The 24492-nt window shown below is 58.7% G+C and carries 23 protein-coding genes and 2 tRNA genes; 7 read left to right on the forward strand and 18 right to left on the reverse strand.

Translation table 11 applies throughout. From position 1 onward, the window contains the following. Positions 1–196: 196 nt before the first annotated feature. Positions 197–1897, reverse strand: coding sequence for an acid phosphatase (locus AWM79_RS02825; protein ID WP_017130600.1), 1701 nt, complete (start codon positions 1895–1897; stop codon positions 197–199). 293 nt (positions 1898–2190) lie between these two features. On the opposite strand from AWM79_RS02825, the gene AWM79_RS26170 reads away from it, so the two are divergent. Further along, positions 2191–2277, forward strand: a complete 87-nt coding sequence (locus tag AWM79_RS26170; RefSeq protein ID WP_244159642.1) for a HepT-like ribonuclease domain-containing protein — start codon at positions 2191–2193, stop codon at positions 2275–2277. 82 nt (positions 2278–2359) lie between these two features. Here the strand turns inward: AWM79_RS26170 and AWM79_RS02835 are convergent, their stop codons facing one another. Continuing rightward, positions 2360–3778 carry a short-chain fatty acid transporter gene (locus AWM79_RS02835; RefSeq protein ID WP_060782110.1) on the reverse strand — a complete coding sequence of 473 codons (1419 nt, stop codon included), beginning with the start codon at positions 3776–3778 and terminating at the stop codon, positions 2360–2362. Positions 3779–4105: 327 nt separating this feature from the next. Here AWM79_RS02835 and AWM79_RS02840 point away from each other — a divergent pair, with 327 nt between their 5' ends. From AWM79_RS02840 to AWM79_RS02850, 4 genes are all read left to right on the forward strand, one after another. Next, positions 4106–5419: an MFS transporter gene (locus tag AWM79_RS02840; protein ID WP_060782111.1), complete on the forward strand. Its 1314-nt coding sequence runs from the start codon at positions 4106–4108 to the stop codon at positions 5417–5419. A gap of 138 nt (positions 5420–5557) precedes the next feature. Next, positions 5558–6508, forward strand: a complete 951-nt coding sequence (locus AWM79_RS02845) for a hypothetical protein (protein WP_060782112.1) — start codon at positions 5558–5560, stop codon at positions 6506–6508. Positions 6509–6600: 92 nt separating this feature from the next. After that, on the forward strand, positions 6601–6774 hold the full coding sequence (locus AWM79_RS24090; protein ID WP_074861793.1) for a metallothionein: 174 nt from the start codon (positions 6601–6603) through the stop codon (positions 6772–6774). Between the two features lie 52 nt (positions 6775–6826). Continuing rightward, positions 6827–7522: a metallophosphoesterase gene (locus tag AWM79_RS02850; protein WP_060782113.1), complete on the forward strand. Its 696-nt coding sequence runs from the start codon at positions 6827–6829 to the stop codon at positions 7520–7522. On the opposite strand, the gene AWM79_RS02855 is transcribed toward AWM79_RS02850, so the two are convergent. The 3 genes from AWM79_RS02855 to AWM79_RS02865 all read right to left on the reverse strand — a co-directional run bounded on the left by AWM79_RS02855 (position 7513) and on the right by AWM79_RS02865 (position 9140). Continuing rightward, a complete protein-coding gene (locus AWM79_RS02855) occupies positions 7513–7737 on the reverse strand; it encodes a DUF6555 family protein (protein WP_017130605.1) in 225 nt (74 codons plus the stop codon). The genes AWM79_RS02850 and AWM79_RS02855 overlap by 10 nt on opposite strands. 133 nt (positions 7738–7870) lie before the next feature. Then, the gene (locus tag AWM79_RS02860; RefSeq protein WP_060782114.1) at positions 7871–8353 is read right to left on the reverse strand and encodes a RidA family protein; all 483 of its coding nucleotides are present in this window, start codon (positions 8351–8353) and stop codon (positions 7871–7873) included. Between the two features lie 64 nt (positions 8354–8417). Further along, the gene (locus AWM79_RS02865) at positions 8418–9140 is read right to left on the reverse strand and encodes a purine nucleoside phosphorylase YfiH/LACC1 family protein (RefSeq protein WP_026013031.1); all 723 of its coding nucleotides are present in this window, start codon (positions 9138–9140) and stop codon (positions 8418–8420) included. Between the two features lie 143 nt (positions 9141–9283). Here AWM79_RS02865 and ddlA point away from each other — a divergent pair, with 143 nt between their 5' ends. Further along, entirely contained in the window at positions 9284–10378 is a 1095-nt protein-coding gene (ddlA, locus tag AWM79_RS02870) for a D-alanine--D-alanine ligase (RefSeq protein ID WP_017130608.1), read from the forward strand. A 295-nt stretch (positions 10379–10673) separates the two neighbouring features. Here the strand turns inward: ddlA and AWM79_RS02875 are convergent, their stop codons facing one another. The 4 genes from AWM79_RS02875 to AWM79_RS02890 form a co-directional block, all read right to left on the reverse strand. Continuing rightward, positions 10674–11081, reverse strand: a complete 408-nt coding sequence (locus AWM79_RS02875; RefSeq protein WP_017130609.1) for a PIN-like domain-containing protein — start codon at positions 11079–11081, stop codon at positions 10674–10676. Then, complete coding sequence (locus AWM79_RS02880; protein WP_026013032.1) at positions 11078–11665, reverse strand: hypothetical protein; 588 nt, start codon at positions 11663–11665, stop codon at positions 11078–11080. Before AWM79_RS02880 ends, AWM79_RS02875 begins: the two co-directional genes overlap by 4 nt. 451 nt (positions 11666–12116) lie before the next feature. Continuing rightward, positions 12117–12193 (reverse strand) — tRNA-Met (locus AWM79_RS02885). Positions 12194–12307: 114 nt separating this feature from the next. Beyond that, positions 12308–14365, reverse strand: a complete 2058-nt coding sequence (locus tag AWM79_RS02890; RefSeq protein WP_060782115.1) for a methyl-accepting chemotaxis protein — start codon at positions 14363–14365, stop codon at positions 12308–12310. A 336-nt stretch (positions 14366–14701) separates the two neighbouring features. On the opposite strand from AWM79_RS02890, the gene AWM79_RS02895 reads away from it, so the two are divergent. Beyond that, the gene (locus AWM79_RS02895) at positions 14702–15919 is read left to right on the forward strand and encodes an MFS transporter (protein WP_060782116.1); all 1218 of its coding nucleotides are present in this window, start codon (positions 14702–14704) and stop codon (positions 15917–15919) included. A 101-nt stretch (positions 15920–16020) separates the two neighbouring features. Here AWM79_RS02895 and AWM79_RS02900 read toward each other — a convergent pair whose 3' ends face one another. The 9 genes from AWM79_RS02900 to AWM79_RS02940 all read right to left on the reverse strand — a co-directional run bounded on the left by AWM79_RS02900 (position 16021) and on the right by AWM79_RS02940 (position 24467). Next, complete coding sequence (locus tag AWM79_RS02900; RefSeq protein ID WP_017130613.1) at positions 16021–16872, reverse strand: urea carboxylase-associated family protein; 852 nt, start codon at positions 16870–16872, stop codon at positions 16021–16023. 14 nt (positions 16873–16886) lie between these two features. Further along, positions 16887–17552 (reverse strand): GntR family transcriptional regulator, encoded by a 666-nt coding sequence (locus AWM79_RS02905; RefSeq protein ID WP_017130614.1) that lies wholly within the window; start codon positions 17550–17552, stop codon positions 16887–16889. 17 nt (positions 17553–17569) lie between these two features. Continuing rightward, positions 17570–19078, reverse strand: a complete 1509-nt coding sequence (locus AWM79_RS25845) for an amino acid ABC transporter permease/ATP-binding protein (protein WP_017130615.1) — start codon at positions 19076–19078, stop codon at positions 17570–17572. Positions 19079–19161: 83 nt separating this feature from the next. Further along, the gene (locus AWM79_RS02915) at positions 19162–20016 is read right to left on the reverse strand and encodes an ABC transporter substrate-binding protein (protein ID WP_017130616.1); all 855 of its coding nucleotides are present in this window, start codon (positions 20014–20016) and stop codon (positions 19162–19164) included. A gap of 702 nt (positions 20017–20718) precedes the next feature. Further along, positions 20719–21819 carry a redox-regulated ATPase YchF gene (gene ychF, locus AWM79_RS02920; protein WP_017130617.1) on the reverse strand — a complete coding sequence of 367 codons (1101 nt, stop codon included), beginning with the start codon at positions 21817–21819 and terminating at the stop codon, positions 20719–20721. A 22-nt stretch (positions 21820–21841) separates the two neighbouring features. Next, a complete protein-coding gene (gene pth, locus AWM79_RS02925; protein WP_017130618.1) occupies positions 21842–22426 on the reverse strand; it encodes an aminoacyl-tRNA hydrolase in 585 nt (194 codons plus the stop codon). Between the two features lie 170 nt (positions 22427–22596). After that, the gene (locus AWM79_RS02930) at positions 22597–23193 is read right to left on the reverse strand and encodes a 50S ribosomal protein L25/general stress protein Ctc (RefSeq protein WP_017130619.1); all 597 of its coding nucleotides are present in this window, start codon (positions 23191–23193) and stop codon (positions 22597–22599) included. 211 nt (positions 23194–23404) lie between these two features. Beyond that, entirely contained in the window at positions 23405–24346 is a 942-nt protein-coding gene (locus AWM79_RS02935; RefSeq protein WP_003171603.1) for a ribose-phosphate pyrophosphokinase, read from the reverse strand. A gap of 46 nt (positions 24347–24392) precedes the next feature. After that, positions 24393–24467, reverse strand: a tRNA-Gln gene (locus AWM79_RS02940). Positions 24468–24492 lie beyond the last annotated feature (25 nt).

Genomic DNA, 24492 nt, shown 5'->3' on the forward strand with positions numbered 1-24492 from the left:
TTTTCCCCGGTAAATAACACCCTTTGACGGTCGCCGTGGTGTCGGTGTCCCGGCTTTGGCGGATAAATCTTGTGGCGAACTCAAGTGGTGGGCACCTATTCGATTTTCTCCGACAACCGAGCCCTGGCAGCGGGATTTATCCGCGAAGAGGTCCTTGAGCAGCCTCGTGGATAACCGCTGCCCGGCAGTCAGATGATCAGGCGCTGAAGCGCAGGGCGTTGGTCAGGTCGCCCATCGGTGTTTGGCCTCGGGCGGTCATTGCGGCGTCCCGCTCCTTGATGCCATCGAGTTTCTCCAGTTGGAAGACCCGGGTAATCAGACGCAGGATCGAGGCGGTGTCATACACCGTATGATCCACCGTGCCTTTACGGGCGAACGGTGACACGACCAAGGCTGGAATCCGTGTCCCTGGGCCCCAGCGATCACCTTTGGGCGGTGCCACGTGGTCCCACCAGCCGCCGTTCTCGTCGACCGTGACGACCACCACCATGTTGTCCCATTGCGGGCTTTCGCGCAGCACTTTCAGTGTTCGCACGATATGCCGGTCACCGGCTGCCACGTCGGCATAACCGGCGTGCATGTTCAGGTTGCCCTGGGGCTTGTAGAAGGTCACCGCTGGCAGTTTGCCCGCCACCGCATCGGCGAGGAACTTGTTGGTAGTGGTCTCGTCGCCCAGGCCAGCATCACGCAGGCGCTTGGCACGCTCCTGCGGGTTTTCCGGGCCTTGGCGGCGGAAGTAGTTGAACGGTTGGTGGTGATACTGGAAGTTCGGGATCTTCGGAATGCCGCCCGAATCCTTGAACTGTTCCAGGGTCACCTGCCAGGCGCCGGCATACCAGGCCCAGTCGATGTTCTTCTTCGACAACTTGTCGCCGATATGCTCGTGGACCTGCGGTACTAGCACGGTCGGCAGGTCGGGCTTGGCGTAGTCCGGGCGCTCGAGGTCGCGGATCCAGGTTGGCCAGTACGGCGGCGCCATGGTGTTCACCGCATAACCATCGGGCGTCAGAGCGCTGGGACCAAATTGCGGTGGGCCGCTCATGGCGCTGGCCGGGGAGTTATCCAGCGGCATCAGGCGCGTATCGGTCGGATCGTCGCTCTGCAGCTTGGCGATCTGTGGTTTGGCTACCGAGTTGGCGGCGTCGGGGTAGAACGGCACCTTGGCGCTGATCAGGTACTGGTGGTTGAGGAACGAACCGCCAAAAGCGCCCTGGAAGAAGTTGTCACAGAGCACGAACTCCTTGGCCACGTCCCACAGTCGCAACGAATAACGGGTCTGGGCGTAGTGGCCCATGGTCAGGCCACCGGAGTCGGCCCAGGCGACGAAACGGTCGTTCTTGCCGCCGTTGATCTGCATCTGGTTCTGGTAGAACACGTGCCACAGATCGCGTGTCACCACACCCAGGGGCAGGTCTTCGCCGCTGGGTCCCTTGAGGGCGTAAGGCGCGTTAGGTAGGTTTTCCTGGTACTGGGTTCCCACCGGGTAGGTCACGCCGTCGAGGCTTTGCGGACCGACCTGGACTACGCCGCCCCAGGCGGGCGGTAAGGTTTGCAAGAGGCTGGCGTCGCGGTCGTATTGTTGATAGTCCGCAGGCTTGAGGGACGAAAGAGGTTTCTGGACACCCGGAAAGTCACCGAACAGATTGTTGAAGCTGCGATTCTCGGCGTAGATCACCACGACAGTCTTCACCTGGTCCCGTAGGGCCTTGTCCAGCGCCGCGCCTGACAGTTCCTCGGTCGGAGGCTGCTGGCCCGGTTCGCTCGGCGAGCCGCAGGCGCTTAGGGTCGCACCAACGCCCAACACGGCGACACCACCGAGGAAACGCCGGCGGCTGGTATCGGTGGGGGTATCGGTGTCTACGGTCTGCGACGGCTCGAGGTCTTTCTCGTCACTCATCCTGGGTTCCTGTTGGCTGGGTTGGACGTAACAAAATATTTCGCATCGCACGCTAGCAACGCAATGTGACAGAACGGCGATGGCCGTCCTGTCCACAGCCGGTCAGTATGCCGATTATCGAGGGGAGAGGGCAGTCCTGGCATTGTTGGACGCTTGTCTTTGAGGATAAGCGCACTCAACAAGCGGTCGTCATGCGCCTGGTGATCATGGGGAAGCCTCGACCAACGTTAATGATTCGATATGCCGAGTTTGCCGCCCATCACTCCCAAGTACCCTGGCGGAGGATGCACGGTATGCGTAATCGCATTGCCCATGGTTATTTCGATATCAATCTTGAGATCGTCTGGGAGGCGGTTCAACGCGCATACCGCCATTGTTGAAGTGCCTGGCGAATGAGTCTGAAGGTCCAGGTTGATCATTGCCGTTCGGGGCAGCAATGATCAGCCCTTCAGGACGTTTCAGTTAAGGCATCACCGGTCCGCTATAGGTCAGAGTCGTCCCCAGTGCCCAGAGTAGCAACAGCACCAGCGGCGCATGCACCAGCAACTGCACGAACGAGAAGCCGATCAGGTCCCGCGCCTTCAGCCCCAGCACACCCAGCAGCGGCAGCATGTAGAAGGGGTTGATCAGGTTCGGCAGGGCTTCGGCGGCGTTGTAGATTTGCACCGCCCAGCCCAGGTGGTACTTCAGTTCGTTGGCGACCTGCATCACATATGGCGCCTCGATGATCCATTTACCGCCGCCGGACGGGATGAAGAAACCGAGTACCGCCGAGTACACGCCCATCAGCAGGGCGTAGGTATCGTGGGAGGCGATCTGGGTGAAGAAGGTCGAGATGTGATGGGCCAGGGTCTGGGCGTCGACCCCCTTGACCGTGGTCATCAGCGCGGCAATCGAGCCGTACAGCGGGAACTGGATCAGTACCCCGGTGGTGGTCGGCACCGCCCGTGAGACCGCGTCGAGGAAACTGCGCGGCCGCCAGTGCAGCAGGGCGCCGACCATCAGGAACAGGAAGTTGTAGGTGTTCAGGCCCGAGATGGCGCTGATCGCCGGTTTGGTCGAGAACTCATGGAACAACCAGCCAGCGGCCAGCAGGGCCAGCAGGAGGGTCAACAGCGGACTGTGTTCCAACCATTCGCCGGGACGTGTGCGCGGGCTCAGTGGCGGCAGGTTGAAGCTCGGATCGACACCGCAAGCCTTGGCATCACGGGCCGAATTCGGACCAGGCGCGGTGGCATAGGCGACGGCCAGCGAGACCGCGATCAAGGCCAGCAATAGAGCCCCGGACTGCCAGAGAAAAATGGTCTGGGTAAACGGAATCACTCCGGTGATCGACAGGATCGACGGCGGCAGACTAGCAGGGTTGGCCTGCAACTGCGCGGCGGACGACGACAGGCCCAGGGCCCACACCGCTCCCAGGCCGAGATAGGCGGCGGCGCCAGCGGCGCGGTAGTCCATGCGCAGATCAGTACGGCGGGCGAGGGCACGCACCAGCAGACCGCCGAACACCAGCGACAAACCCCAGTTCAGCAGCGAGGCGACCATGGAAATCAAGGCCACCCAGGCCACGGCGGAGCGACCGTTTTTTGGCAGGCGGGCCAAGCGGTCGATCAGTTTCACCGCTGGTGGCGAACTGGCGACCACATAGCCGCCGATGACCACAAAGGCCATCTGCATGGTGAACGGGATCAGGCTCCAGAAACCGTCGCCGAAAGCCATGGCAGCATCGGTCGGCTTGGCGCCCATGGCCAGGGTGCCGAGGGCAACGATGATCACCGCCAGCGCGGCGAACACCCAGGAGTCGGGAAACCAGCGCTCGGCCCAGTTCGAGCAGCGCAGGGCAAAGCGGGCATAGCGGCTTTCATCAATGACTGCGGCCACGGAAACACCTCGTTTTTATGATTGTGAGGAGGTCGGTCGCTCCAGGCAGAAGCGACCGAAAACTGCGTCAGAATGCGGTAATTAGCGCTCGCTGCAAAGCCATATACGTTTCAGTATCGGTTGGTTTGAATTGTCAAAAAATGGAACCCAGTACGCGAATTTCTGCTAAAAAGTGACCCGCCGATGGCTGTGAGGTGTTGATCGCCAGCAATCGCACTCATCTGTGCTGGCCGCGAACCAGGGAAGACCTGGTTCGCTTGAGTGTTTTTTGTACAGTGTTGAGCCGCCGATGACGCAGCTCGCGAATACGGTATCCAGAGTCCTTTTATGACCGTTGATTGTTACCCGCCGAATCGCCGCTTTTCCCGGTCCGATTACCGGATCTTGGGCCTGGCGGCGCTGGGCGGGGCGCTGGAAATCTACGATTTCATCGTCTTCGTGTTTTTCGCCCTGATCCTCAGCCAGTTGTTCTTCCCGCCGCAAATGCCCGAGTGGCTGCGGCTGCTGCAAAGCTTCGGGATCTTTGTCACCGGTTACCTGGCCCGACCGCTGGGCGGAATCCTGATGGCGCACTTTGCCGACCGTCTGGGGCGCAAGCAGGTGTTCAGCCTGAGTATCCTGATGATGGCGTTGCCCTGCCTGTTGATCGGGGTGATGCCGACCTACGCCCAGATCGGTTACTGGGCGCCGCTGCTGCTCCTGTGCCTGCGCGTGCTGCAAGGCGCCGCTGTGGGCGGCGAGGTGCCCAGCGCCTGGGTCTTCGTGGCCGAGCACGCGCCGCCGGGACATCGCGGTTATGCCCTGGGTGTATTGCAAGCAGGGCTGACGTTCGGGTATCTGTTGGGCGCGCTGACGGCCACCTGGCTGGCGCGAGTCTACAGTCCGGAGCAAATTCTCGATTTTGCCTGGCGCTTTCCCTTTCTGCTCGGCGGTGTGTTCGGGGTGATCGGGGTGTGGTTACGACGCTGGCTCAGCGAGACCCCGGTATTCATGGCCTTGCAGGCCCGGCGCGAAGCAGGCGACGAACTGCCTTTGCGGGCGGTGTTGCGCGATCATCGCCGTTCGATTTTTCCAGCGATGCTACTGACTTGCGTGCTGACTTCGGCGGTGGTGGTACTGGTGGTGATTACTCCGACCGTCATGCAGAAGAGCTTTGGTATGAGCGCCGGAGAGACCTTTGCCCTGAGCAGTCTGGGCATTGTGTTCCTGAATATCGGGTGTGTGCTCGCCGGCCTGTTGGTGGACCGCATTGGCGCCTGGCGCGCGGTGCTGTTCTACAGCCTGTTGCTGCCGGCGGGGGTAGCGCTGTTGTATGCCTGCCTGATCAGCGGCGGCACTTGGATCAAGCTGGCCTATGCCCTGGCTGGGCTCGCTTGTGGCGTGGTGGGCGCGGTACCGTCGGTGATGGTCGGGTTGTTTCCCAGCCGGATCCGCGTGTCTGGCATTTCGTTTACCTACAATATTGCCTACGCGCTCTGGGCAAGCACCACACCGTTGCTGTTGATCGGCCTGATGCCCTGGAGCCTCTGGGTCTGCGTGGGATATAGCCTGGTGATGGGCACGGTTGGGGGGCTGACGGCGCTGTTTTTTGGCGGGCGAATTGTCATAAGTGCCGATTCGCAGGCCTGCATCGGGCACTGAGCGTCATCCACGAGAGTCCGATTTTTTGAAACGATGACCGTTCTGCCATTCTGAACAGGACAACGCAGGGAATAGCGGCGTCGACTCAGGCATTTTCTCGCAAGAGGCATTGCTACATTTGGCTTGGAGTGATCGTGAATGAGAACCATCGCACACAAAGTCAAACGCTATCGAAAGAGTTTTTCTGGGTTTCCCGCGAGTATGTTGAGAAGCACCATTTTTTATCTGGTGTTGACCCAACTGATACTAACGTTGGGTGCGGTGCTTTTGTATCTGTTCTTCAGTATTTATCAGCATTCCGACCTTTATCACTTACTCCCGTTGTGGGTATTGCTGTTAGAGGTTTTTCTCATGTTCGGATTTATACAGCTGCGTTTCGATCTCGATCGTAAACGCCTTGAACGACTCAATCCTGAGCTTTGCCGGGTCGCTTTCAGGAAAGCCTATTCACTTTTGGAGCGAGAGAAAGTTCGGCGCATCGAGATGCTATTTGGTCCTCGCCTCGACCTTCGTGATCTTGCCAGGGAGCTGATTGATGAATGGGAGTGGCGTCGAAGCATTCAAATACGAGCGGGGCAACCGGCGGAACGCAGGGCCAGGAATTTTTTCGGCCTGCCTTCCGCGGGCAACTTTGCGACCTACCTGGCTGGGCTGATTGCCGTTTTGGCCGCAGTGGTAGTGACCTTGATCGACAAGGTTGAGTTTTATCAGGCACTCCCGGAGATGGGAGAGAATTTTCTGAACATATTTGTCCTGCTAACTACTGCGATTGTCTTGCCTATTGCCGCCAGTGTTTATCCATTGGCAGCAATTTTAGGTGGGGCCAAGGTCGCCGCTAACAATTTATTGGAAGCGCTTGATGATGATTACTTGAGCGATACTCGTTTCTATGGATTTATCAAGGAACTCCTTGAACTCGAGGAGCGTAAGGAAAAGCAGCTGCTGATGAAAACAACAGGTCGTCTCTACTGGTGCATGCGCGCCGGCATGGCCCCTATAGGGCAAGTCTCTAAAGTCATGCGCAATGCCCGCCGTTCGGTGCGGATAGAGAAGTTGAGACGCGCCGGGTTATGCAGGGCAAGAGCATAAACGGCTGGGCGCTTTCGATGGGACTATAATCATGGGTTAACGGGCAGCGGCTTCGCTGCCTGTCGACGACCAGACGAAATGGAGTCCGCCTCATGAACGAGAAAACCTGCGACTGCCCGCATTGCAACTGCAAAGTGGGCAACAATCCCATCGTCAGTGCTGGAAAGTCCTATTGCTGCCAGGCCTGTGCTGATCACCATCGTAACGGCGAGCCGTGCGCCTCGACGGCTGACGGCTGCCAGTGCTCAAAGGCCGCGCACGATTGAGCGTGTGTCTGCCCTCCGGCAACGGTTGTCGCAGGGTGCTGGAGTAACGGTCATGCCTCGGTTTGCTCACTACCCCATCAATAGCCGGGGGCGGGATTTCGCCGTTGGCGATATTCATGGTCATTTCAATCGCTTGCAGGCAGCGCTGGATCGGCTCGGGTTCAATCCGGAGGATGACCGCCTGTTCAGCGTCGGTGACCTGGTCGACCGGGGGCCTCAGAGCGAGCTGGCCCTGGAATGGTTGGGGCGTTCCTGGTTCGCGGCGGTGCAGGGCAATCACGAGGCGTTGGCGATCCGGCATGTCGAGGGCGGGTTCCTGGACTACGACATGTATCGCGCCAGTGGTGGTGGTTGGTTTCTCGATAGCGGCGCGCAGCGACAGCGATTGTTCGCCGCGCGCTTTGCGCAAATGCCAATTGCCCTGGAAGTCGAGACCCGGCTCGGCCTGGTAGGGGTGGTGCATGCCGATTGTCCTTTCGCCTCCTGGAGTGCCTTGCGTGACTATCTGCTGGGCGGCTCCCAGGTGCGGATAACCGTCGAAGAGGTTTGCCAATGGTCACGCACGCGGCTGAAAAACCATGACGTCAGCGGCATCCGCAAGGTGCGGGCTGTGATGGTCGGGCATACCCCGCAGCGCCAGCCCACCGTATTGGGCAATGTCTATCATATCGATACGGCTGGCTGGGGCAGCGGTCATTTCACCTTGGTAGAGTTGGGCACCTTGAGCCTGGCGCGCCCTCAGGCCTGACGCCAGCTCACTGCCTCGATGCCGAACTTTTCGGCCATGGGCTTGCTGGTCTTCTTCACTCGTTCGCGCCCGAACCTGCCGATGCGGCCTACACCGGCATCGCAGCTTGCCCAATGCCAGGCTTCGGCATTATCCATATGTTCGGAACGAATGATGAAGGACTTAGGATTGCCGTGAAGGGTGTAATCGATAATAAAAAGTTTCGCTGTATTCATGGATCTAAAATTCCTCCCTGGTGTTCTAGAAATGATCCTTGAGCGTAGGAAAAATTCCGTCGAACAGCTAGATGGTGGGTTGTAACAAATGATTGAGCAGGTGAATCATGCGCCGGCCTTAGTCAGCCCTGCGTTACGGGTTGAGTGCCACGATGACATCGACTTCCACCGAGGCATTCTTCGGCAGTTGGAATACCCCAACCGAGGTTCGGGTGTGTACTCTGGCCTCGCCGAACACGTCATAGAGTACCTGCGAGGCACCATCGGCCACTTCGCTCTGTTGCGTGAAGTCCGAGGCGCTTTGCACATACACGTTGATGCGTAGGACTTTCTTAATCCGCCCCAGATCGCCTTCGAGCATTTGCCGCAGAATCGCCAGCGCACGCATGGTGCTGATCCGTGCTCCATGCCTGGCTTGTTCCAGGGTGGTTTGCGTGCCCACACGGCCTGTCACCATTATCGTATTGTCGACACGCGGGATCTGCCCACTGACATAGATCTCGAGATCGTTCTGTAGCGCCGGCACATAGTTGCCGCCGATCTTCATTTCACCGTCAAAGTTGTAACCGAGCTGCTCGGCGACTTGGAGAAATTGCGCATTTCTGGAGTGCGGCATCATTATCTTCCTGATGATCGAGGGGCCATGGCTTGAGGGGAGGTCAGTCAGGCGGCGCGAGATCTTATGTCCGCCGGATCCAGGAATACTGGAAGGCTTTTCTCTCGCCGGCCTCATGGGTTCGGCGCCGGTAGCTGTCAAACCTCGGTGACGAGCAATAGGTACAGTGCGAACTGACCTCGACCTGTGATTCTTCTATCCCTGCTGCCTGCAAGAGCAGCAACGCATAGGCCTGCAAGTCGAACCAGTAGCTGCCTGATTGTCTCGCTGCGGGAGGGGCGATGGCGGGAGATGAAACGGGTGCCGGCTGCTCTCGTCTCCAGGGCGCAACCGTTGTTTGCCAGAGATGCCCCTGGGCAGCCTGCAACTCGCCGACGAACCGCTCGCTGACTTCATAGCAGCACGCTTTGATCGATGGACCGATGGCGATGCGCAGCGCCTGCCGGGGAGTCTGCAACGCCTCGAAGCGCGTGATGGCGTGACCGATGATGCCGCCTTGCAGGCCCTTCCAGCCACCATGAATGGCCGCCACCCGCGAGCCGTCCGCCGCTGCCACCAACAATGGCAGGCAATCGGCGGTGATCACTGCAATCGGTCGTTTGCCATCGGTGTACACGGCATCGCCTTGCAGTGATCCCGCCGGCAGATTGTCCGGCGCCTCGATCAATCTCGCACCGTGAGTCTGTTGGCAGGTGAACACCTGGGCGGGTAGGCCCTCATTGCCCAGTGTCAGGAAACCGTGGCCAATACCCCGGATTTGACTGAGATTGTTGGCGTACTCACTCACGCTGGCTGCTCCATACGTCGTCCGAATCGCTTGCAGCATACCCGGATTGATCATTTTGGGGGTGCGCAATCGGCGCCCTGCGCATAGGCTGCACACAGAGGGAGGTGGCTCCCGCAAACACACTTTGGAAACGAGGCTGGATGATGGGCAAGTTGCGAGTCGGGATTATTTTCGGTGGGCTGGGTGCTGAGCATGAGGTGTCGCTGCAATCGGCAAAGAACGTGGTCGATGCGCTGGATCGCGAGCGCTTCGAACCGATCCTGATCGGCATCGACAAACAAGGCGGTTGGCATCTCAACGACAGCTCCAACTACCTGATCAATGCACAGAACCCCGCGTTGATTGCCCTTAATCGATCCAATCGGGAGCTGGCGGTGGTGCCGGGCAAGGCCGGCGGGCAATTGGTCGAGACTAACAGCCAGGCCCTGCTGGAACAGGTCGATGTGATCTTCCCGATTGTCCACGGCACCCTCGGTGAAGACGGCTGCCTGCAAGGCCTGCTGCGCATGGCGGACCTGCCCTTTGTCGGCTCTGACGTGCTGGGTTCGGCGGTGTGCATGGACAAGGATGTCAGCAAGCGCCTACTGCGCGATGCCGGACTGGCGGTGACCCCTTTTATCACGGTGAACCGGGTAACAGCCGCGCGCGTAGACTTCGACACGGCGCGGGCGACGCTCGGTCTGCCGATGTTCGTCAAGCCGGCGAACCAGGGCTCCTCGGTGGGCGTGAGCCGGGTAGAAACCGCTGTGGAGTACCGAGAGGCGCTGGCACTGGCCTTGGGGTTCGATGAAAAGGTGTTGATCGAGTCGGCGGTCAGCGGCCGGGAAATCGAGTGCGCAATCCTTGGCAATGAGCGACCGCTGGCCAGTGGCTGCGGCGAGATCGTTGTGCGCAACGGCTTCTACTCTTACGACAGCAAATACATCGACGCCGATGCCGCCGAAGTGGTGGTGCCAGCGGCTATCAGCGAGGAGGCCTGCGAGCGTATCCGGGCCCAGGCAATCGAGGCATTCCAAGTGTTGGGGTGTTCTGGATTGGCGCGTGTCGATGTGTTCCTGACCGACAGCGGCGAAGTGTTGATCAACGAGGTCAATTCGCTACCGGGGTTCACCCGCATCAGCATGTACCCCAAACTGTGGCAGGCGGCCGGACTGAGCTATAGCGAGCTGGTAAGCCGGTTGATCGAGTTGGCGCTGGAACGCCATGAGACACGACGCGGATTGAAGCACTGTCGCTGAGCGTCCCGTTATCCGCTGACGCCCGAGTCGCTGCCAGGCCGAAACACCAGGTGCTCCACCTGCACTCGGCACGTTGGCTTACTCCCTCGATGTGTGTTTGGCTGGAAACGAAATAAACGCGGAGGACAAGTATTTCAGGTTGTTGAAGAGGGTCGACGACATGGAGTACGGACCTAATTATCAGCCAGGAATGGCGAAAGCTTGTGCCGCAGGCTTGAGCGTCTTTTGCCGACACTGCAGAGTGTATCGGTGGAGCAGGGCAGAGTAGAACGAAAAAGTCCGGCGCTAAGCCGGGCTAGATCCTCAACTGCTCGAACTTTCCAGGCGCTGAAAAACTCCAGACGACCTTAAACGCCGCGCCGCCCGATATCAGTTCCGCCTGTCGTATTATGGCCGGCCACCAACGCACTAAATTTTCAGCCTTGCTCCAGTAGGTCGTTTGCCCCCACTGCTTTGCAAGGCAGAAGATTGGTAGGCCGCATTCTCTAAAGGCTTCTCTCTCAGCATTTCCTTTAGAAAATTTGTCCTGAGACACCACAGCCCATCCCCCTTCGGTGCTCAGCGCTGTTATCCAGTGAATGTCACTGGCGCTTGCTTGGAATTTGTCTCTCAGCGGAACTACTGCATGGCCTTCGGCCTTGCAAAGCTGGTGCAAGGCCCTGGCAATAGCTGGTGGAAGATTGTTATCAATCAGAAAATTCAAGCAGCGATCCTATGCTCAAAGTTCACTGCCGCATCCACTGCCGCAGTTGAGATTTCAAAAATCATCGAGACGCGCTTGGTGTTTTGCCCTTCGACCAGATATGCGTGATAAATCGAAGCGGTGTCGACTCCGGTGGAGGATAGGACTGGCTTACCAAAATTGCGGTTGGGATCAAGAACAATAGCCTTGCTTCGCTTGATTGGATACCAACGTTGTGCTGTCCCTTCCCCGGTATAATCAATCCCCTCATAAAGCGAAGGACCGATTACCTGCCTAAAGGCATCCTGCCGCTTCGCCAGGTCGAGAATCGCCTCGTCGCCAGTTTCATCGAAAACTGTCGCGAAGATGCTCCTGCCATCGGTTTGGAATCGCTTGCAGGTGAATGGGTAACGTTGAACGAAAATCTCTCTGGCTTGCCTTGATGCAGAGCGAATGGCTTGAAGGCTCACGCCATGTTTCCGAAAGGCATGTACAAACCTGATCTCTAGCAGATCATGGAAGCCAAGTAGCTTCTCCTCAGAAAAAGCCAGCTCCGGCCTCCAAAGCCCAGAATGCTCGATGCCCTCCGATTTGTAACCAAACATCCACCTACGGATGTCTTTAGCCGGTATGCCCGTGTATAGGGCGGCCTCCGCTGGTGTGTAGATCCCCACTCCAATGAGAGGGCTTGCTGCTTTTGCTGTTTTCATTTGCCCTCTTGTTCGTGGGTTAACCAAAAAATCCATTTTGGGGATGAGCGAGCTTTCGTTCAATAGATCTTAGACGGACTGCGCCAGAAAGGTCGTCTTTTCGACTGAAATACGGGTAGTGCTACTTAATCTACGGTATCGGTAATGAAGAAGCCCCCCGGCTTTACCGCGACTTAAGATGAGCCAAGCTCCCTCGGCTCAATCTTTCAGCGAGGATACACAGGGGATACAGGGCGGGAAGGTATAGGGATAGATAAGGAGATACAGCCAGAAACAAGAAAACCCGCACTAGGCGGGCTTTCTTGTTAGCTTCGTAGACATCCGCAGATATCACGAAACAGGTACTTGGTGGCTACACAGGGACTTGAACCCCGGACCCCAGCATTATGAATGCTATGCTCTAACCAACTGAGCTATGTAGCCAAGTGGCGCGCATTATTCGCTTGGATCGATGTTGTGTCAAGCAAATATCTGAAAACTTTCTCTACGCTATCAAAAGCTTAAGGCTCGCCGGTGAAGTCCCGGACCTTCGTCGTTTCAACTCAGGCGGAATCGCCCGGTGTTGTTACTCAGGGCCTTGCTGCCTTCGCTCAGGGTGTCCGCTGCACGGTTCACCGCACGAGCCCCTTCGAGTAGGCGGAGCGCCGCTTGGTCGACCTGCTGGATATTGCCACTGACTTCGTCGGCGGTGCTCGCCTGTTCGTCCACTGCCGTGGCGATTTGCGCCAGGGTATCGGTCACGCTCTGCACTGCACTGGCGATTTCCCCCAGGCGCTCGCCCAGCCCAGTTACCGATTGGGCATCGGTTTGCGCCTGGCCGCAGGCCGTTTCCATCAGGGCTACCGCCTGGCTTACGGTGGCTCGCAGGCTGTCGACGGTGCTGGCAATCTGTGCGGTGGAGCTCTGGGTACGCTGCGACAGGCTGCGCACTTCGTCCGCCACTACGGCAAAGCCGCGACCTTGTTCACCGGCCCGTGCCGCTTCGATGGCAGCGTTGAGGGCGAGGAGGTTGGTCTGTTCGGCGACACCGCGAATGGTGTCGACCACCAATTGAATCTGCTGGCCCTGCTCGCTGACCCGGCCCAAGGCGGCGGCGGTTTCGTTCAGGCGTTGGTTGAGCTGTTGGATGCTGGCGGTGGTGCGCAGGCTGTCGCGGCTGCTGTCCGAGGCAATGCGCTGGGTATTCTGAGCGCTGCCGGAGGCCTGCTCACAGCTCTGGGCGACCCCCAGTGAAGTGGCCGCCAGTTGTGTCGCCGCCGCAGCGATCTGGCTGATTTGTTGCTGCTGCGCTTCGACTTCGTTGAGGGCACCGCTGGAGTGGCTGTTGAGGGTGCGCACGGCGTCGCTCAACTGCAGGGTTTCGTGATCCACGCCCTGCAGGCTGGTGCGCAGTTGCACCACGGCGACGTTGAGGGCGGTGCTGATGGCCGCCAGTTCGTCGCGGCCTTCCACCGGTACTTGCAAGCACAGGTTGCCGTCACGCAGTGATTCGGCCAACAGGGTGATGCCGCTCGCGCTGCGGCGGATCGAGGCCTGCAGGCAGATGAACAGGTACAGCGCCGCCAGTAGCAGGCAGCAGAAGATCACCGCCACCAGAGTGAACTGGCGGATGCCCTGCCCATGGTAGTAGTCCAGGCGGCTGTCGAGGGTGGTCAGGGAGTCTTGACGTAAGCCGGACAACTGACCCAGCAAGCTGTCGAGGGTCTTCTCGAAGCCTTCGGGCTTGAGGGTGATACTGCCGCCAAACATGCCTTCGTCCAGTGCTTTGAGGCCCTCATCCAGGTGATTCAGGCTTGTCTGGTAACGTCCCGCCCAGTTTTGCAGTTCGGCCGGCAAGCGGGCTTCCAGTTGCGCACCGGTCTTGGTCAGCCGGTCGCGGGCATCACCGATGCGGCTGCGCAGGTCTTTGAGTTGCAGGCGGCTTTGCAGGCTGAACTGGCCCGACACCACCGATGCCTGGCCGACGCTGGCGAGACGGCCAACACGCTCGATCAGATCAGGTGCGTATTGGGTGGAGATTTGCGTCAGCAGGTAGGTTTCCATCCAGGGCGCGAGGATCAGCCGGCTGTCCAGGGCGATCTGTTCCCGCAGGCCTTGCAGGGCGCTCAGGGCGGAGGTGAAGCGGTCGTAGCCGTCCGGCCACCAGCCGACCTTGCTCAGGCTGGCCGAGTCGAGGCCGGAGAGGCTAGCTTGCAGGACCTGATAACGCTTCAGGGTCTCGTCGGTGGCACCTTCGTTTTTCAGGGCCTGGCCCAGTTGCTCGATGGCCTGGTTGACTTCGGGCTGGGCCTTGTCGAGTACGGCCATGGCCGCGAGGGTGGTGGGTGTCGGTTGACGATTGGTTTCCGTGGCCCGCCAGCGGGCGGCGCGGTCGCGTTGGGCGGTCAGCAGGCTGTCCAGGGAGTCCTGGGCCAGCAGTTGGCGGACACCGGCACGCTCTCCGGCAATCAGCGCCAGTTTGCCACGGTAGTCCTGGCCGATCATGTACAGACTACCCATCAGCGGTACGATGAACAGCAGGAACAGCACCTGAAATTTACGGGCGAAACCGAATCGCCCCAACAGTCGCATCCCTGGTGATAAAAAAGCCTGCATGCCCGATCACTCCTCAAGGCATCCAGCACTGTTTGAGTGCGCTCATGACGGGTTGGTCATGACGGATACCGTCGTTAAAGACCTCGGAAGATTCGTCAGTGAGGGCGTTGTTGGCCAGCCGCTGTGGCGAAACTTCCCATTCTCGAGCCTCTTTGTAAGGGGCCACGCTGTAGGCGCTAAAGTACGCAAGATTCACACCAGTGGCAAAAAGCTATCAGCTATTTTTTTGCGATTGAATAGATCGTTAGCTCAACAAGCATCTGGTGTTGCCGCACCCAAAAATGGCACATTGACGCACTTGCAATCGTGCATCCATCCCTGTGACGGAATTCCCTCATGGCTCTCACTGAAACTCCCGCTGGCGCGACTGTCGCATCGACGGCGCCGCAATCCAGTCCCCTGGTGATGCGTATTATCGGCGCGGTGGCGCTGGCGCACTTGATCAACGATCTGATCCAGTCGGTCCTGCCGTCGATCTATCCGATGCTCAAGGCCAATTACGGGCTGACCTTTACCCAAGTCGGGCTGATTACCCTGACTTTCCAGGTCACGGCATCGCTGTTGCAGCCGTGGGTCGGCTTTTATACCGACCGCCATCCGAAACCGCTGCTGTTACCGGCGGGAATGATTTGTACGCTGATCGGCATTCTGATGTTGTCCCAAGTGGGCAGCTTCGCGTTGATCCTCCTGGCATCGGCGCTGATCGGCGTGGGTTCTTCGACGTTCCACCCGGAGGCCTCCCGTGTTGCACGCCTGGCTTCGGGCGGTCGTTACGGCCTGGCGCAGTCGAGTTTTCAGGTCGGTGGTAACGCCGGTTCGGCTTTTGGCCCACTACTGGCGGCGGCGATCATCATTCCGTTCGGCCAGGGCAACGTCGCCTGGTTCGGGCTGTTCGCTTTGTTCGCCCTGGGTGTGCTCTACGGCATCAGCCGCTGGTATCGCGCGCACCTGAACCTGTTCAAGCTCAAGCAGGGTCAGAAGGCCACTCACGGATTGTCGAAGAATCGGGTATTGGCGGCGTTGGTGGTGCTCGGCCTGCTGGTATTCTCCAAGTACTTCTACATGGCCAGCTTCACCAGCTACTTCACCTTCTACCTGATCGAGAAGTTCCAGCTGTCGGTGGCCAGTTCGCAGCTTCACCTGTTTCTATTTCTGGGCGCGGTCGCGGCGGGGACGTTTGCCGGTGGGCCGATCGGCGACAAGATCGGGCGCAAGGCGGTGATCTGGTTCTCGATCCTGGGGGTGGCACCGTTCACGTTGATATTGCCGTATGTGGATCTGTTCTGGACCACGCTGCTCAGTGTGGTGATCGGCTTTATCCTGGCCTCGGCCTTCTCCGCCATCGTGGTATTTGCCCAGGAACTGGTACCGGGTAATGTCGGTATGATCGCCGGAGTGTTCTTCGGCCTGATGTTCGGCTTCGGCGGGATTGGCGCGGCGCTGTTGGGGCACCTGGCGGACATTCACGGCATCGAGTATGTGTACACGATGTGCTCGTTCCTGCCGTTGTTCGGCGTGTTGGCGGTGTTGTTGCCGAAAACCAGGCAGGTCTGAATTGTCCCGTTCTGAATAAGGGTTACACCTTCTGACCTTTTCTCAGGAGGACTCAATGGATTCGGGGCGAGTGGGCGCCCCGATGTCGATTTAGCCTGTAGTTACTTTTCCCACTCGGCTTTAGGGATCAGCAGGCCATGGTTGCCGTTGTATGTGGCACGCTCGGGTTGTTTCCAACCGTCCAACAGCGACTCGTCGAGGCGGTAGATTTCCACGCCCAATGGGCGGCAGACCTTCAGCGGATCCTCGGCATCGGGGCCCCACATCGGCAGCGACAGGTCACCGCCCGGGCAGGTGGAGAGGGCGCACAGCAGATCGATTTCGGCGAAGAGCTCCAGGTAGTCACCCTGTTTCGCCGGGCAGGCTTTCATGAAGTACATGTCGTCGTGATTGAGGCCGGTACATTGGAAGATGTTCAGCACGTCGTGCACGTCGAACTCGGTCAGGCCATGGGGCAACACCGCACGAGTCAGGTTTGAATGGCAGTGGTGGTGGAAGTCCTCGCCGGTGAGCATCTTGTTCACGTAAGGGTCGCAACGGGTGCCCAGCAAGTCGTGCAGACGACCGCCGTGTTCGTCGATGCCGTAGTCGGCCAGGCTGTCGTCGGTGATGGTGACCATTGGCCTCAGGAAGGGCAGGTTCGACCACAGGCGGTCATACGTGCTGACGTGGGCGCCTTGTAGCTGGCGAGTTCGGGCTGCCCACATGCGTTCGCGGGGGTCGTCGGCGCTCCACACGTTGAAGTCCCCGACCTGTGGGCCGACCGGTGTGGTCACGCGAAACACATGGCCCGCCGGTACTTTCCAGGCGCGGCCGGTACGGATCGGTACTTCGAATTGCTCGATCAGAGTGCGGCCATCCTTGGACTCGCGCACGCGGTCATAGAAGGCTTTGTCAACGTGCAATGCGGCGCCTTTGCTGACTTGGTAGGCCGCTGGATAGTCCTTGTACATGGGGGATCCTCTTTTTAGTGTTGTGGGATGCTGCTCAGAATGTCCAGCAGCACCAACTCGGAGTCGTTGAGGTAGCTGCTCATGGCTTCCTCGGCTTCTTTCTTGCGGCCATCACCCAGTAGGTCGTGGATATGCCGGTCGCGTTCGAGCCAGGGTTTCTGGAAGGTTTCCTCGCTGGGAGCGTTGGAAAACACCAGACGCATCTGGGCCGCAACGTGGGTGAAGAATTCGTCGAACAGGGGGCTGCGCAGCAGGCCGACGATGTGCTGGTGAAAGCGCAGACTGTGGGTGCCGAAGGCTTGCCAGTTCTCGCGGTCTTGGGCCAGTTGCGCGGCCTCGATGGCTTCGAGCATCAGGTCGGATTGGTATTCGCGCAGCGGCTTGCTCGCGGCGATCGCCTGCAATTCGAGGGTGCGGCGGACCTTGAAGATATCGCGCACGTCGTCGATGCCCAGCCGGCGCACCATCACGCCTTTGTTACGCACGTAGCTGGTCAGGCCTTCACGACCCAACTGGTGCAACGCTTCGCGCACTGTGTTGCGCGAGGCGTTGTAAGCATTGACCAGTTCGCTTTCTACCAGCGGCATGCCTGGCAACAGACGCCCGCCGATGATGTCTTCGCGCAGCTCGATGGCAACCTGATCGGCCAGCGACAGACTTTTTTCCTTGGGTTGACTCACCGTTATGCCCCCCCGGCTCATGCCAGTTGTACGTCTTTGAGGAACTTGATCATGCGCTCGCTGCGCTGCTCCAGCATCTCTTGCGGCGCGGCGTTCTGGATAATTTCGCCGCCTTCCATAAACACCACCCGATCGGAGAGCTTGAAGGCGAAGTTCATTTCGTGAGTGACGATCACCATGGTCATGCCTTCGCGGGCCAGTTCCTCGATCACCGCCAGTACATCGCCGACCAGCTCCGGGTCGAGGGCCGAGGTCGGCTCGTCGAACAGCATGACCGAAGGTCGCATCGCCAATGCCCGGGCAATCGCCACGCGCTGCTGCTGGCCACCGGAAAGCTGGTGCGGGTATTTACCGGCGTGTTCGAGCATCCCAACCTTGCGCAGCAGCGCCAGGCTCAACAAACGCAGCTCTTCGCCACCGCCATGAGTATGATAGAGCGGTGCGAGCATGACGTTTTCCAGGGCAGTCTTGTGCGGGAACAAATTGAAGCCCTGGAAAACCATTCCGACATGCACGATGCCCTGCATATGCACTTTGTTACCCAGAGCGCCCTCCGGCGCTTTGGTACCGCGCAGGAACGGCTGGCCTTGCAGGATGATTTCGCCGTGGTCCAGGCTTTCCAGGCCATTCATGGTGCGGATCAGCGTGGTCTTTCCCGAGCCCGATGGGCCGATGATCGACACCACCTCGCCCCAACGCACATTCAGCTCGACGCCCTTGAGTACTTCCAGTTCGCCATAAGACTTGCGCACGCCCCGCGCTTGCAGAGCAAACTCACCTGGCTCGGACTGGCTGGCGGCACGCCGGGTCGCCACTTGCCCGAGTTCGGCGGAGGCGATGTGTTTCGGTTTACGCCGGGTTACGTCCAGGTGGTTCTCCAGCAGGCGCAACAGGCGGCTGAACACGGTAACGATAAGCACGTAGTAGAAGGCCACCGCGAGCATGGTCTCCATGACCAGGAAGTTCTGGGTATAGAGCTGTTGGCCCACCAGAAGGATTTCCGACAGCGAAATCACCGACACCAAAGAGGTCAGTTTGACAATGGTGATGTATTCATTGACCAGGGTCGGCAGGGCTATGCGTAGCGCCTGGGGCACCACGATCAGTCGCTGAACGCCACGATAGCCGATGCCCAGGGCCTTGCCCGCTTCCAGTTGGCCTTTGACCACCGCCAGTAGGCCGCCGCGATGAATCTCGGCGATATACGCCGCTTCACTGAGCACCAAGGCGATCAGGCCTGCCGAGTAGGGATTGGACAGCAGCGCACTGGTAGACGCAAACACCTGGGGCAGGTTATAGATGAAGATCAGTAGAACCAATAGCGGCAGGCTGCGAAAAAACCAGATATAGAGACCGGCCGCACCTCGCAGAAAACGTCGCTGCGACTGTCGCGCCAAAGCCAGGAGAAAGCCGAATACGATACCCAGTAGCCAGGTTTCCAGGCTCAGTTCGACCACGGTTGCCACGGCTCGCCAGAAATCGCCGTTCCACAACAGGCCCAAGGTGTAATACCAATCGAATTGCATGTACTTACTCCGCGTTGCTGTGATTCTTCCGCAGACCGGAAAGAATCAATGAATCCGCTACTGGGTGCGCTCGGCGCAGGGTTTCAGGGAGTGGTGGTGCCCAACGCCGCCTTGATTTCCTCGGCATTCGGTTCGGCCAGGTTGTAGCGGGTGAGCAGTTCGCCGTAACTGCCGTTCTGTTTGATTTGGCCCAGAGCAGTGGTCAGTTCTCCCAATAGCGCCAGATTGCCTTTGCGCACGGCCAGCCCGATGACTACCGGATAGATCAGTTCGCTGGAGCTGATAACGGTTTTGCCCTGCAATTTTTCGACGGTGATCTTGGCTACCGCGGGATCTTCCATCTGCACGTCGACTGCCTGGGCCAGTAGGGCCTGAGCCGCTTCGGGCGAGGTGGGAAATTCACGAGACTGGATCGCCGGTTTGCCGGAGGCCAGGCAATACTCGGTCGAAACCTTGTTGAGTTTGGGAACCCAGGATGCGCCCTTGATCGAGCCCACGCGCTTGCCGCAAAGGTCTTCGGGCCGTTGTGGTCTGAAATCGCTGGCACTGAGCACCATCAAAGAGGAGCCGGTCTTCAGATAGCTGATGAAATCCACCTGTTTGGCGCGTTCCGGGGTGACATAAAGTGCCGAGGCGACCACGTCGAAACGCTGGGCATTGACGCCCAAGATCAAGTTGGCAAAGCGGGTGTCGAGGAAACGCGGCTCCAATCGCAATTGTTTGCCTATCAATTGCATGAACTCGGGGTCGAAGCCGCTTGGCTGCTTTTGGTCCAGATAGGTGTAGGGCGGATAGGTCAGGTCGGAGCCGACCGACAGCTCTCCCTGTTTGAGCGTGCCTTTGATCTCCGCCGCAGACAGCAGCGGCACCATGCAAGCCAGGGAGATCGTCAACGCCAGGTTGGGCATGGTTTTCTTACCCGTCAGACCTTTTTGCATGTTCGTATCCTCGGTTTTTGACTGCAGTGAGCAAGATTGATTGTTCAACAATCAGTTGCTAATTGTTCAGCGTTTTTCATACCATCTTTTGAATTTCGGTCTATTTGAACACTGTTTGTTGGTGAAGCATGTTTTATGAGCGTGCGGGAGCACTGAGGCGGCGCGATTCGTTACCGAATGCAACATCGTGGAGTGCAAGAAGGTGTTTTTAGCTCGGGTGAGGTTCAGAGCTGTTACCGAGGTGGCGCGATGCCGGCATGGTTCGTAGCGAGTGGAAAACTGCAGGGATTGATCGTTATTGTGGGGGGGGGGGAGCAGCCTCATGGACAGGCTCGTTTCGCTGGTTTGCCTGCCGCGCATTGTCGCTTGCGCAAGTGCTCAAGCGCTCGCCGGATCTACTGTGAGGTACGGCTTTGAATGGCCAAGGCAGGCATGCCCAAAGATGGTTTAAGCCTGTAGTTAGCGCTGTTGGTCAATTTCGAAGCCTTTGGCCTGTGTTGCTCTTCGCCATAGTGGGGCCAGGCTGGTCATGGCGCCTTGGTCATGGGCCTGTGGTATCCGAACTTGAGCTAACGAACTCACCGTACAGGCCACCAGCGCTTCACTCGCTACAGGCTATAGCAAAAACGAAAAAGCCCCGAAATTCGGGGCTTGCACGTGCTGCTAGGAGTCTGAGGTAATCTCCTGAATGCTCTCTACGATTTACACATTGAAGCGGAAATGCATCACATCACCGTCCTTGACGATGTATTCCTTGCCTTCCAAGCGCCATTTGCCGGCTTCCTTGGTTCCGGCTTCGCCCTTGTACTGGATGAAGTCGTTGTAGGCGATCACTTCGGCGCGGATAAAGCCTTTCTCGAAGTCGGTGTGGATCACGCCGGCTGCTTGTGGGGCGGTGGCGCCGACCTTGACGGTCCAGGCACGGACTTCCTCGACGCCGGCGGTGAAGTAGGTCTGCAGGTGGAGCATTTCGTAGCCGGCGCGGATCACCCGATTCAAGCCAGGTTCTTCAAGGCCCAGGGCTTCGAGGAACATGTCTTTTTCTTCACCGTCGTCGAGCTCGGCGATTTCCGCTTCGATCTTGTTGCACACCGGTACCACGACCGCGCCTTCTTCGTCGGCGATAGCCTTGACCACGTCCAGCAGCGGGTTGTTCTCGAAACCGTCCTCGGCAACGTTGGCGATATACATCACCGGCTTGGTGGTCAGCAGATGGAAGCCGCGAATCACTGCCTTTTCGTCCGCGCTCATGTTCTTCATCAGGCTGCGCGCCGGCTTACCTTCGCTGAAGTGGGCGATCAGCTGCTCCAGCAGGCCCTTCTGGACGACTGCATCCTTGTCGCCGCCCTTGGCGTTGCGCGTGACTTTTTGCAGTTGCTTCTCGCAACTGTCGAGGTCGGCGAAGATCAGTTCCAGGTCGATGATCTCGATGTCGCGTTTGGGGTCGACGCTGTTGGCGACGTGAATCACGTTCTCGTCTTCGAAGCAGCGGACCACGTGGGCGATGGCATCGGTTTCACGAATGTTGGCCAGGAACTTGTTGCCCAGGCCTTCGCCTTTTGAGGCGCCCGCCACCAGGCCGGCGATGTCGACGAATTCCATGGTGGTCGGCAGGATGCGCTTGGGGTTGACGATCTCGGCCAGGGCTTGCAGGCGTGGATCGGGCATCGGCACGATGCCGCTGTTAGGCTCGATGGTGCAAAAGGGGAAGTTCTCCGCCGCAATGCCGGATTTGGTCAGGGCGTTGAACAGGGTGGATTTGCCGACGTTGGGCAGGCCGACGATGCCGCAGTTGAATCCCATGGTGTTTCCCCTCGGGTAAGAGTCAGGCCTTCTGGGTGTGCAGGTGTTTCATCGCGCGGTTCCATTCACCGGCGAGAATATCCGGCAGCACGCCGAGGGCAAAATCGATGCTGGCATCGAGTTTTTCCTGTTCGGCGCGTGGCGCACGACCCAGGACGAAATTTGAAACCATACTCGCAACGCCTGGGTGGCCAATGCCAAGTCGCAGGCGGTGAAAGCTATTCTGGTTGCCGAGCTGCGCGATGATGTCCCGCAGGCCGTTGTGACCGCCATGGCCGCCGCCTTGCTTGAGCTTGGCAACGCCAGGTGGCAGGTCGAGTTCGTCATGCGCCACCAGGATTTCTTCGGGCGTGATCCGGAAGAATCCAGCCAATGCCGAGACGGCCTGGCCGCTGCGGTTCATGTAGGTGGTGGGAATCAGCAGGCGAACATCCTGACCCTGGTGACTGAAGCGCCCGGTCAGGCCGAAATATTTGCGCTCGGCGACAAGATGGATGCCTTGTGCGCGAGCGATGCGGTCAACAAAAAGGGCCCCCGCGTTATGCCGGGTCTGTTCGTATTCGGTGCCTGGATTTCCCAGGCCAACGATCAGTTTGATGGCAGTCACGACAGGGGCCCTTCTGTGGAGTGGTGGATAACATCGCCGCGATGTTTGGGGGCGGCAAAAAAGTGGACGAAAAACGCTTATTTACCAGGATGTAAACGTCGCATTCTCGCCCGCTTTCTCGCTACGTTCCAGTCCGCGATGTTTTCAGTCACTCCGGCGCCGGAGTAAAATTACTCTGCGGTGCCTTCTGCTTCTGGAGCAACACGTGGAGCGTGAACGTTGGCAACAGCCTTGTCGTCACCGTGTGCCAGAGCAACAAACTCAACGCCTTTAGGTGCCTTGAGGTCGGACAGGTGAATGATCGAACCGACTTCGGCATCGGCCAGGTCGACTTCGATGAACTCAGGCAGGTCCTTGGCTTCGCAGGAAACTTCGATCTCATTGACAACGTGGGAGATCTCGCCGCCTTTCTTCACTGGAGCCGCTTCGTTGATGAAGTGCACAGGAACAACAGCAGTCAGTTTCTTGCCAGCCACAACGCGAACGAAGTCGGCGTGCATGATGAACTGCTTGGCCGGGTGACGCTGCATTGCCTTAACGATCACGTCTTGCTTGACGCCGCCAATGTTCAGTTGGATGACGTGGCTGAAAGCCGCCTCGTCTTCGAACAGCTTGGCGACTTCCTTGGCCAGCATCATGATGGATTCGGGAGCCTTGTCACCACCGTAGACAACGGCGGGAACCTGGCTGGCGAGACGACGCAGGCGGCGGCTCGCACCTTTCCCCAGGTCGGTACGCACTTCGGCGTTCAGGATGAAATCAGTCATTTTGTATCTCCAAAATAGCCATGTCCGGGTGACGCCTGCGACCGACGTCAAAGCGGCATGGGCAAAAAAGCCCCGCCCCAATATGAGTATTGGGGCGGGGCGCTTTACGTCAACGAGATGTCTGCTGGGCGCGACAACTGCCTGTGCGACTATCATGCTGCGTTGAAAACACGTTGGCATGATCGCCGCTCGGCGAGTTTTCGTACAGAACCTAGCGGAACATCGCGCTGATCGATTCTTCGTTGCTGATGCGGCGAACCGCTTCGGCGACTACCGGTGCGATATCCAGTTGACGGATACGCGCACAGGCTTGTGCCGCGGCGGACAGCGGGATGGTGTTAGTCACTACCAGCTCGTCCAGCACGGAGTTTTCAATGTTTTCAATTGCCCGACCCGACAGCACAGGGTGTGTGCAGTAGGCAAAAACCTTGGCGGCGCCATGTTCCTTGAGGGCTTTGGCCGCGTGGCACAAGGTGCCGGCGGTGTCGACCATGTCGTCGACGAGAATACAGGTGCGGCCTTCGACATCACCGATGATGTGCATCACTTCGGAGTGGTTGGCCTTCTCGCGACGTTTGTCGATGATGCCCAGATCCACGCCCAGCGACTTGGCGACGGCCCGTGCACGCACGACGCCGCCAATGTCTGGAGAGACGATCATCAGGTTTTCGAAGCGTTGGTCTTCGATATCATCCACCAGCACGGGGGAGCCGTAGATGTTATCTACCGGAATATCGAAGAAGCCCTGAATCTGGTCGGCGTGCAGGTCAACCGTGAGAACACGGTCGATGCCCACCACGGTAAGCATGTCAGCCACGACTTTCGCGCTGATAGCCACACGTGCGGAACGCGGACGGCGGTCCTGACGGGCATAACCAAAGTAGGGGATCACCGCAGTGATTCGAGTGGCTGAGGAGCGACGGAAGGCATCTGCCATCACGACGAGTTCCATCAGGTTGTCGTTGGTCGGTGCGCAGGTCGGCTGAATGATGAAGACGTCCTTACCACGGACATTTTCATTGATCTCGGCGGTAATTTCGCCGTCGGAAAATTTACCGACAGAGATGTCACCGAGCGGGATATGCAGCTGACGTACAACACGCCGAGCCAGATCGGGGTTAGCATTCCCCGTAAAGACCATCATCTTGGACACGCGCAGTACCTGAAGGCTGAGGGTAACCTGGATGAGTATTAGAAAATGGCAGGGGCGGCTGGATTCGAACCAACGCATGGCAGGATCAAAACCTGCTGCCTTACCGCTTGGCGACGCCCCTGTATCTGTTGCAACGAGTACTTAGT

Origin of the sequence: Pseudomonas agarici, assembly GCF_001543125.1 — a bacterium.
GTDB classification, from domain to species: Bacteria; Pseudomonadota; Gammaproteobacteria; order Pseudomonadales; family Pseudomonadaceae; genus Aquipseudomonas; species Aquipseudomonas agarici.

What these genes read in the sequence shown, in the direction of transcription:
- AWM79_RS02825 (WP_017130600.1), bottom strand. Translation starts at nt 1,897, where the DNA reads ATGAGTGACGAGAAAGACCTCGAGCCGTCGCAGACCGTAGACACCGAT.
- AWM79_RS02850 (WP_060782113.1), top strand. Translation starts at nt 6,827, where the DNA reads ATGCCTCGGTTTGCTCACTACCCCATCAATAGCCGGGGGCGGGATTTC.
- AWM79_RS24090 (WP_074861793.1), top strand. Translation starts at nt 6,601, where the DNA reads ATGAACGAGAAAACCTGCGACTGCCCGCATTGCAACTGCAAAGTGGGC.
- AWM79_RS02840 (WP_060782111.1), top strand. Translation starts at nt 4,106, where the DNA reads ATGACCGTTGATTGTTACCCGCCGAATCGCCGCTTTTCCCGGTCCGAT.
- ychF (WP_017130617.1), bottom strand. Translation starts at nt 21,819, where the DNA reads ATGGGATTCAACTGCGGCATCGTCGGCCTGCCCAACGTCGGCAAATCC.
- AWM79_RS02860 (WP_060782114.1), bottom strand. Translation starts at nt 8,353, where the DNA reads ATGCCGCACTCCAGAAATGCGCAATTTCTCCAAGTCGCCGAGCAGCTC.
- AWM79_RS02895 (WP_060782116.1), top strand. Translation starts at nt 14,702, where the DNA reads ATGGCTCTCACTGAAACTCCCGCTGGCGCGACTGTCGCATCGACGGCG.
- AWM79_RS25845 (WP_017130615.1), bottom strand. Translation starts at nt 19,078, where the DNA reads ATGCAATTCGATTGGTATTACACCTTGGGCCTGTTGTGGAACGGCGAT.
- ddlA (WP_017130608.1), top strand. Translation starts at nt 9,284, where the DNA reads ATGGGCAAGTTGCGAGTCGGGATTATTTTCGGTGGGCTGGGTGCTGAG.
- AWM79_RS02915 (WP_017130616.1), bottom strand. Translation starts at nt 20,016, where the DNA reads ATGCAAAAAGGTCTGACGGGTAAGAAAACCATGCCCAACCTGGCGTTG.
- AWM79_RS02880 (WP_026013032.1), bottom strand. Translation starts at nt 11,665, where the DNA reads ATGTTTGGTTACAAATCGGAGGGCATCGAGCATTCTGGGCTTTGGAGG.
- AWM79_RS02900 (WP_017130613.1), bottom strand. Translation starts at nt 16,872, where the DNA reads ATGTACAAGGACTATCCAGCGGCCTACCAAGTCAGCAAAGGCGCCGCA.
- AWM79_RS26170 (WP_244159642.1), top strand. Translation starts at nt 2,191, where the DNA reads ATGCGTAATCGCATTGCCCATGGTTATTTCGATATCAATCTTGAGATC.
- AWM79_RS02855 (WP_017130605.1), bottom strand. Translation starts at nt 7,737, where the DNA reads ATGAATACAGCGAAACTTTTTATTATCGATTACACCCTTCACGGCAAT.
- AWM79_RS02930 (WP_017130619.1), bottom strand. Translation starts at nt 23,193, where the DNA reads ATGACTGATTTCATCCTGAACGCCGAAGTGCGTACCGACCTGGGGAAA.
- AWM79_RS02890 (WP_060782115.1), bottom strand. Translation starts at nt 14,365, where the DNA reads ATGCAGGCTTTTTTATCACCAGGGATGCGACTGTTGGGGCGATTCGGT.
- AWM79_RS02845 (WP_060782112.1), top strand. Translation starts at nt 5,558, where the DNA reads ATGAGAACCATCGCACACAAAGTCAAACGCTATCGAAAGAGTTTTTCT.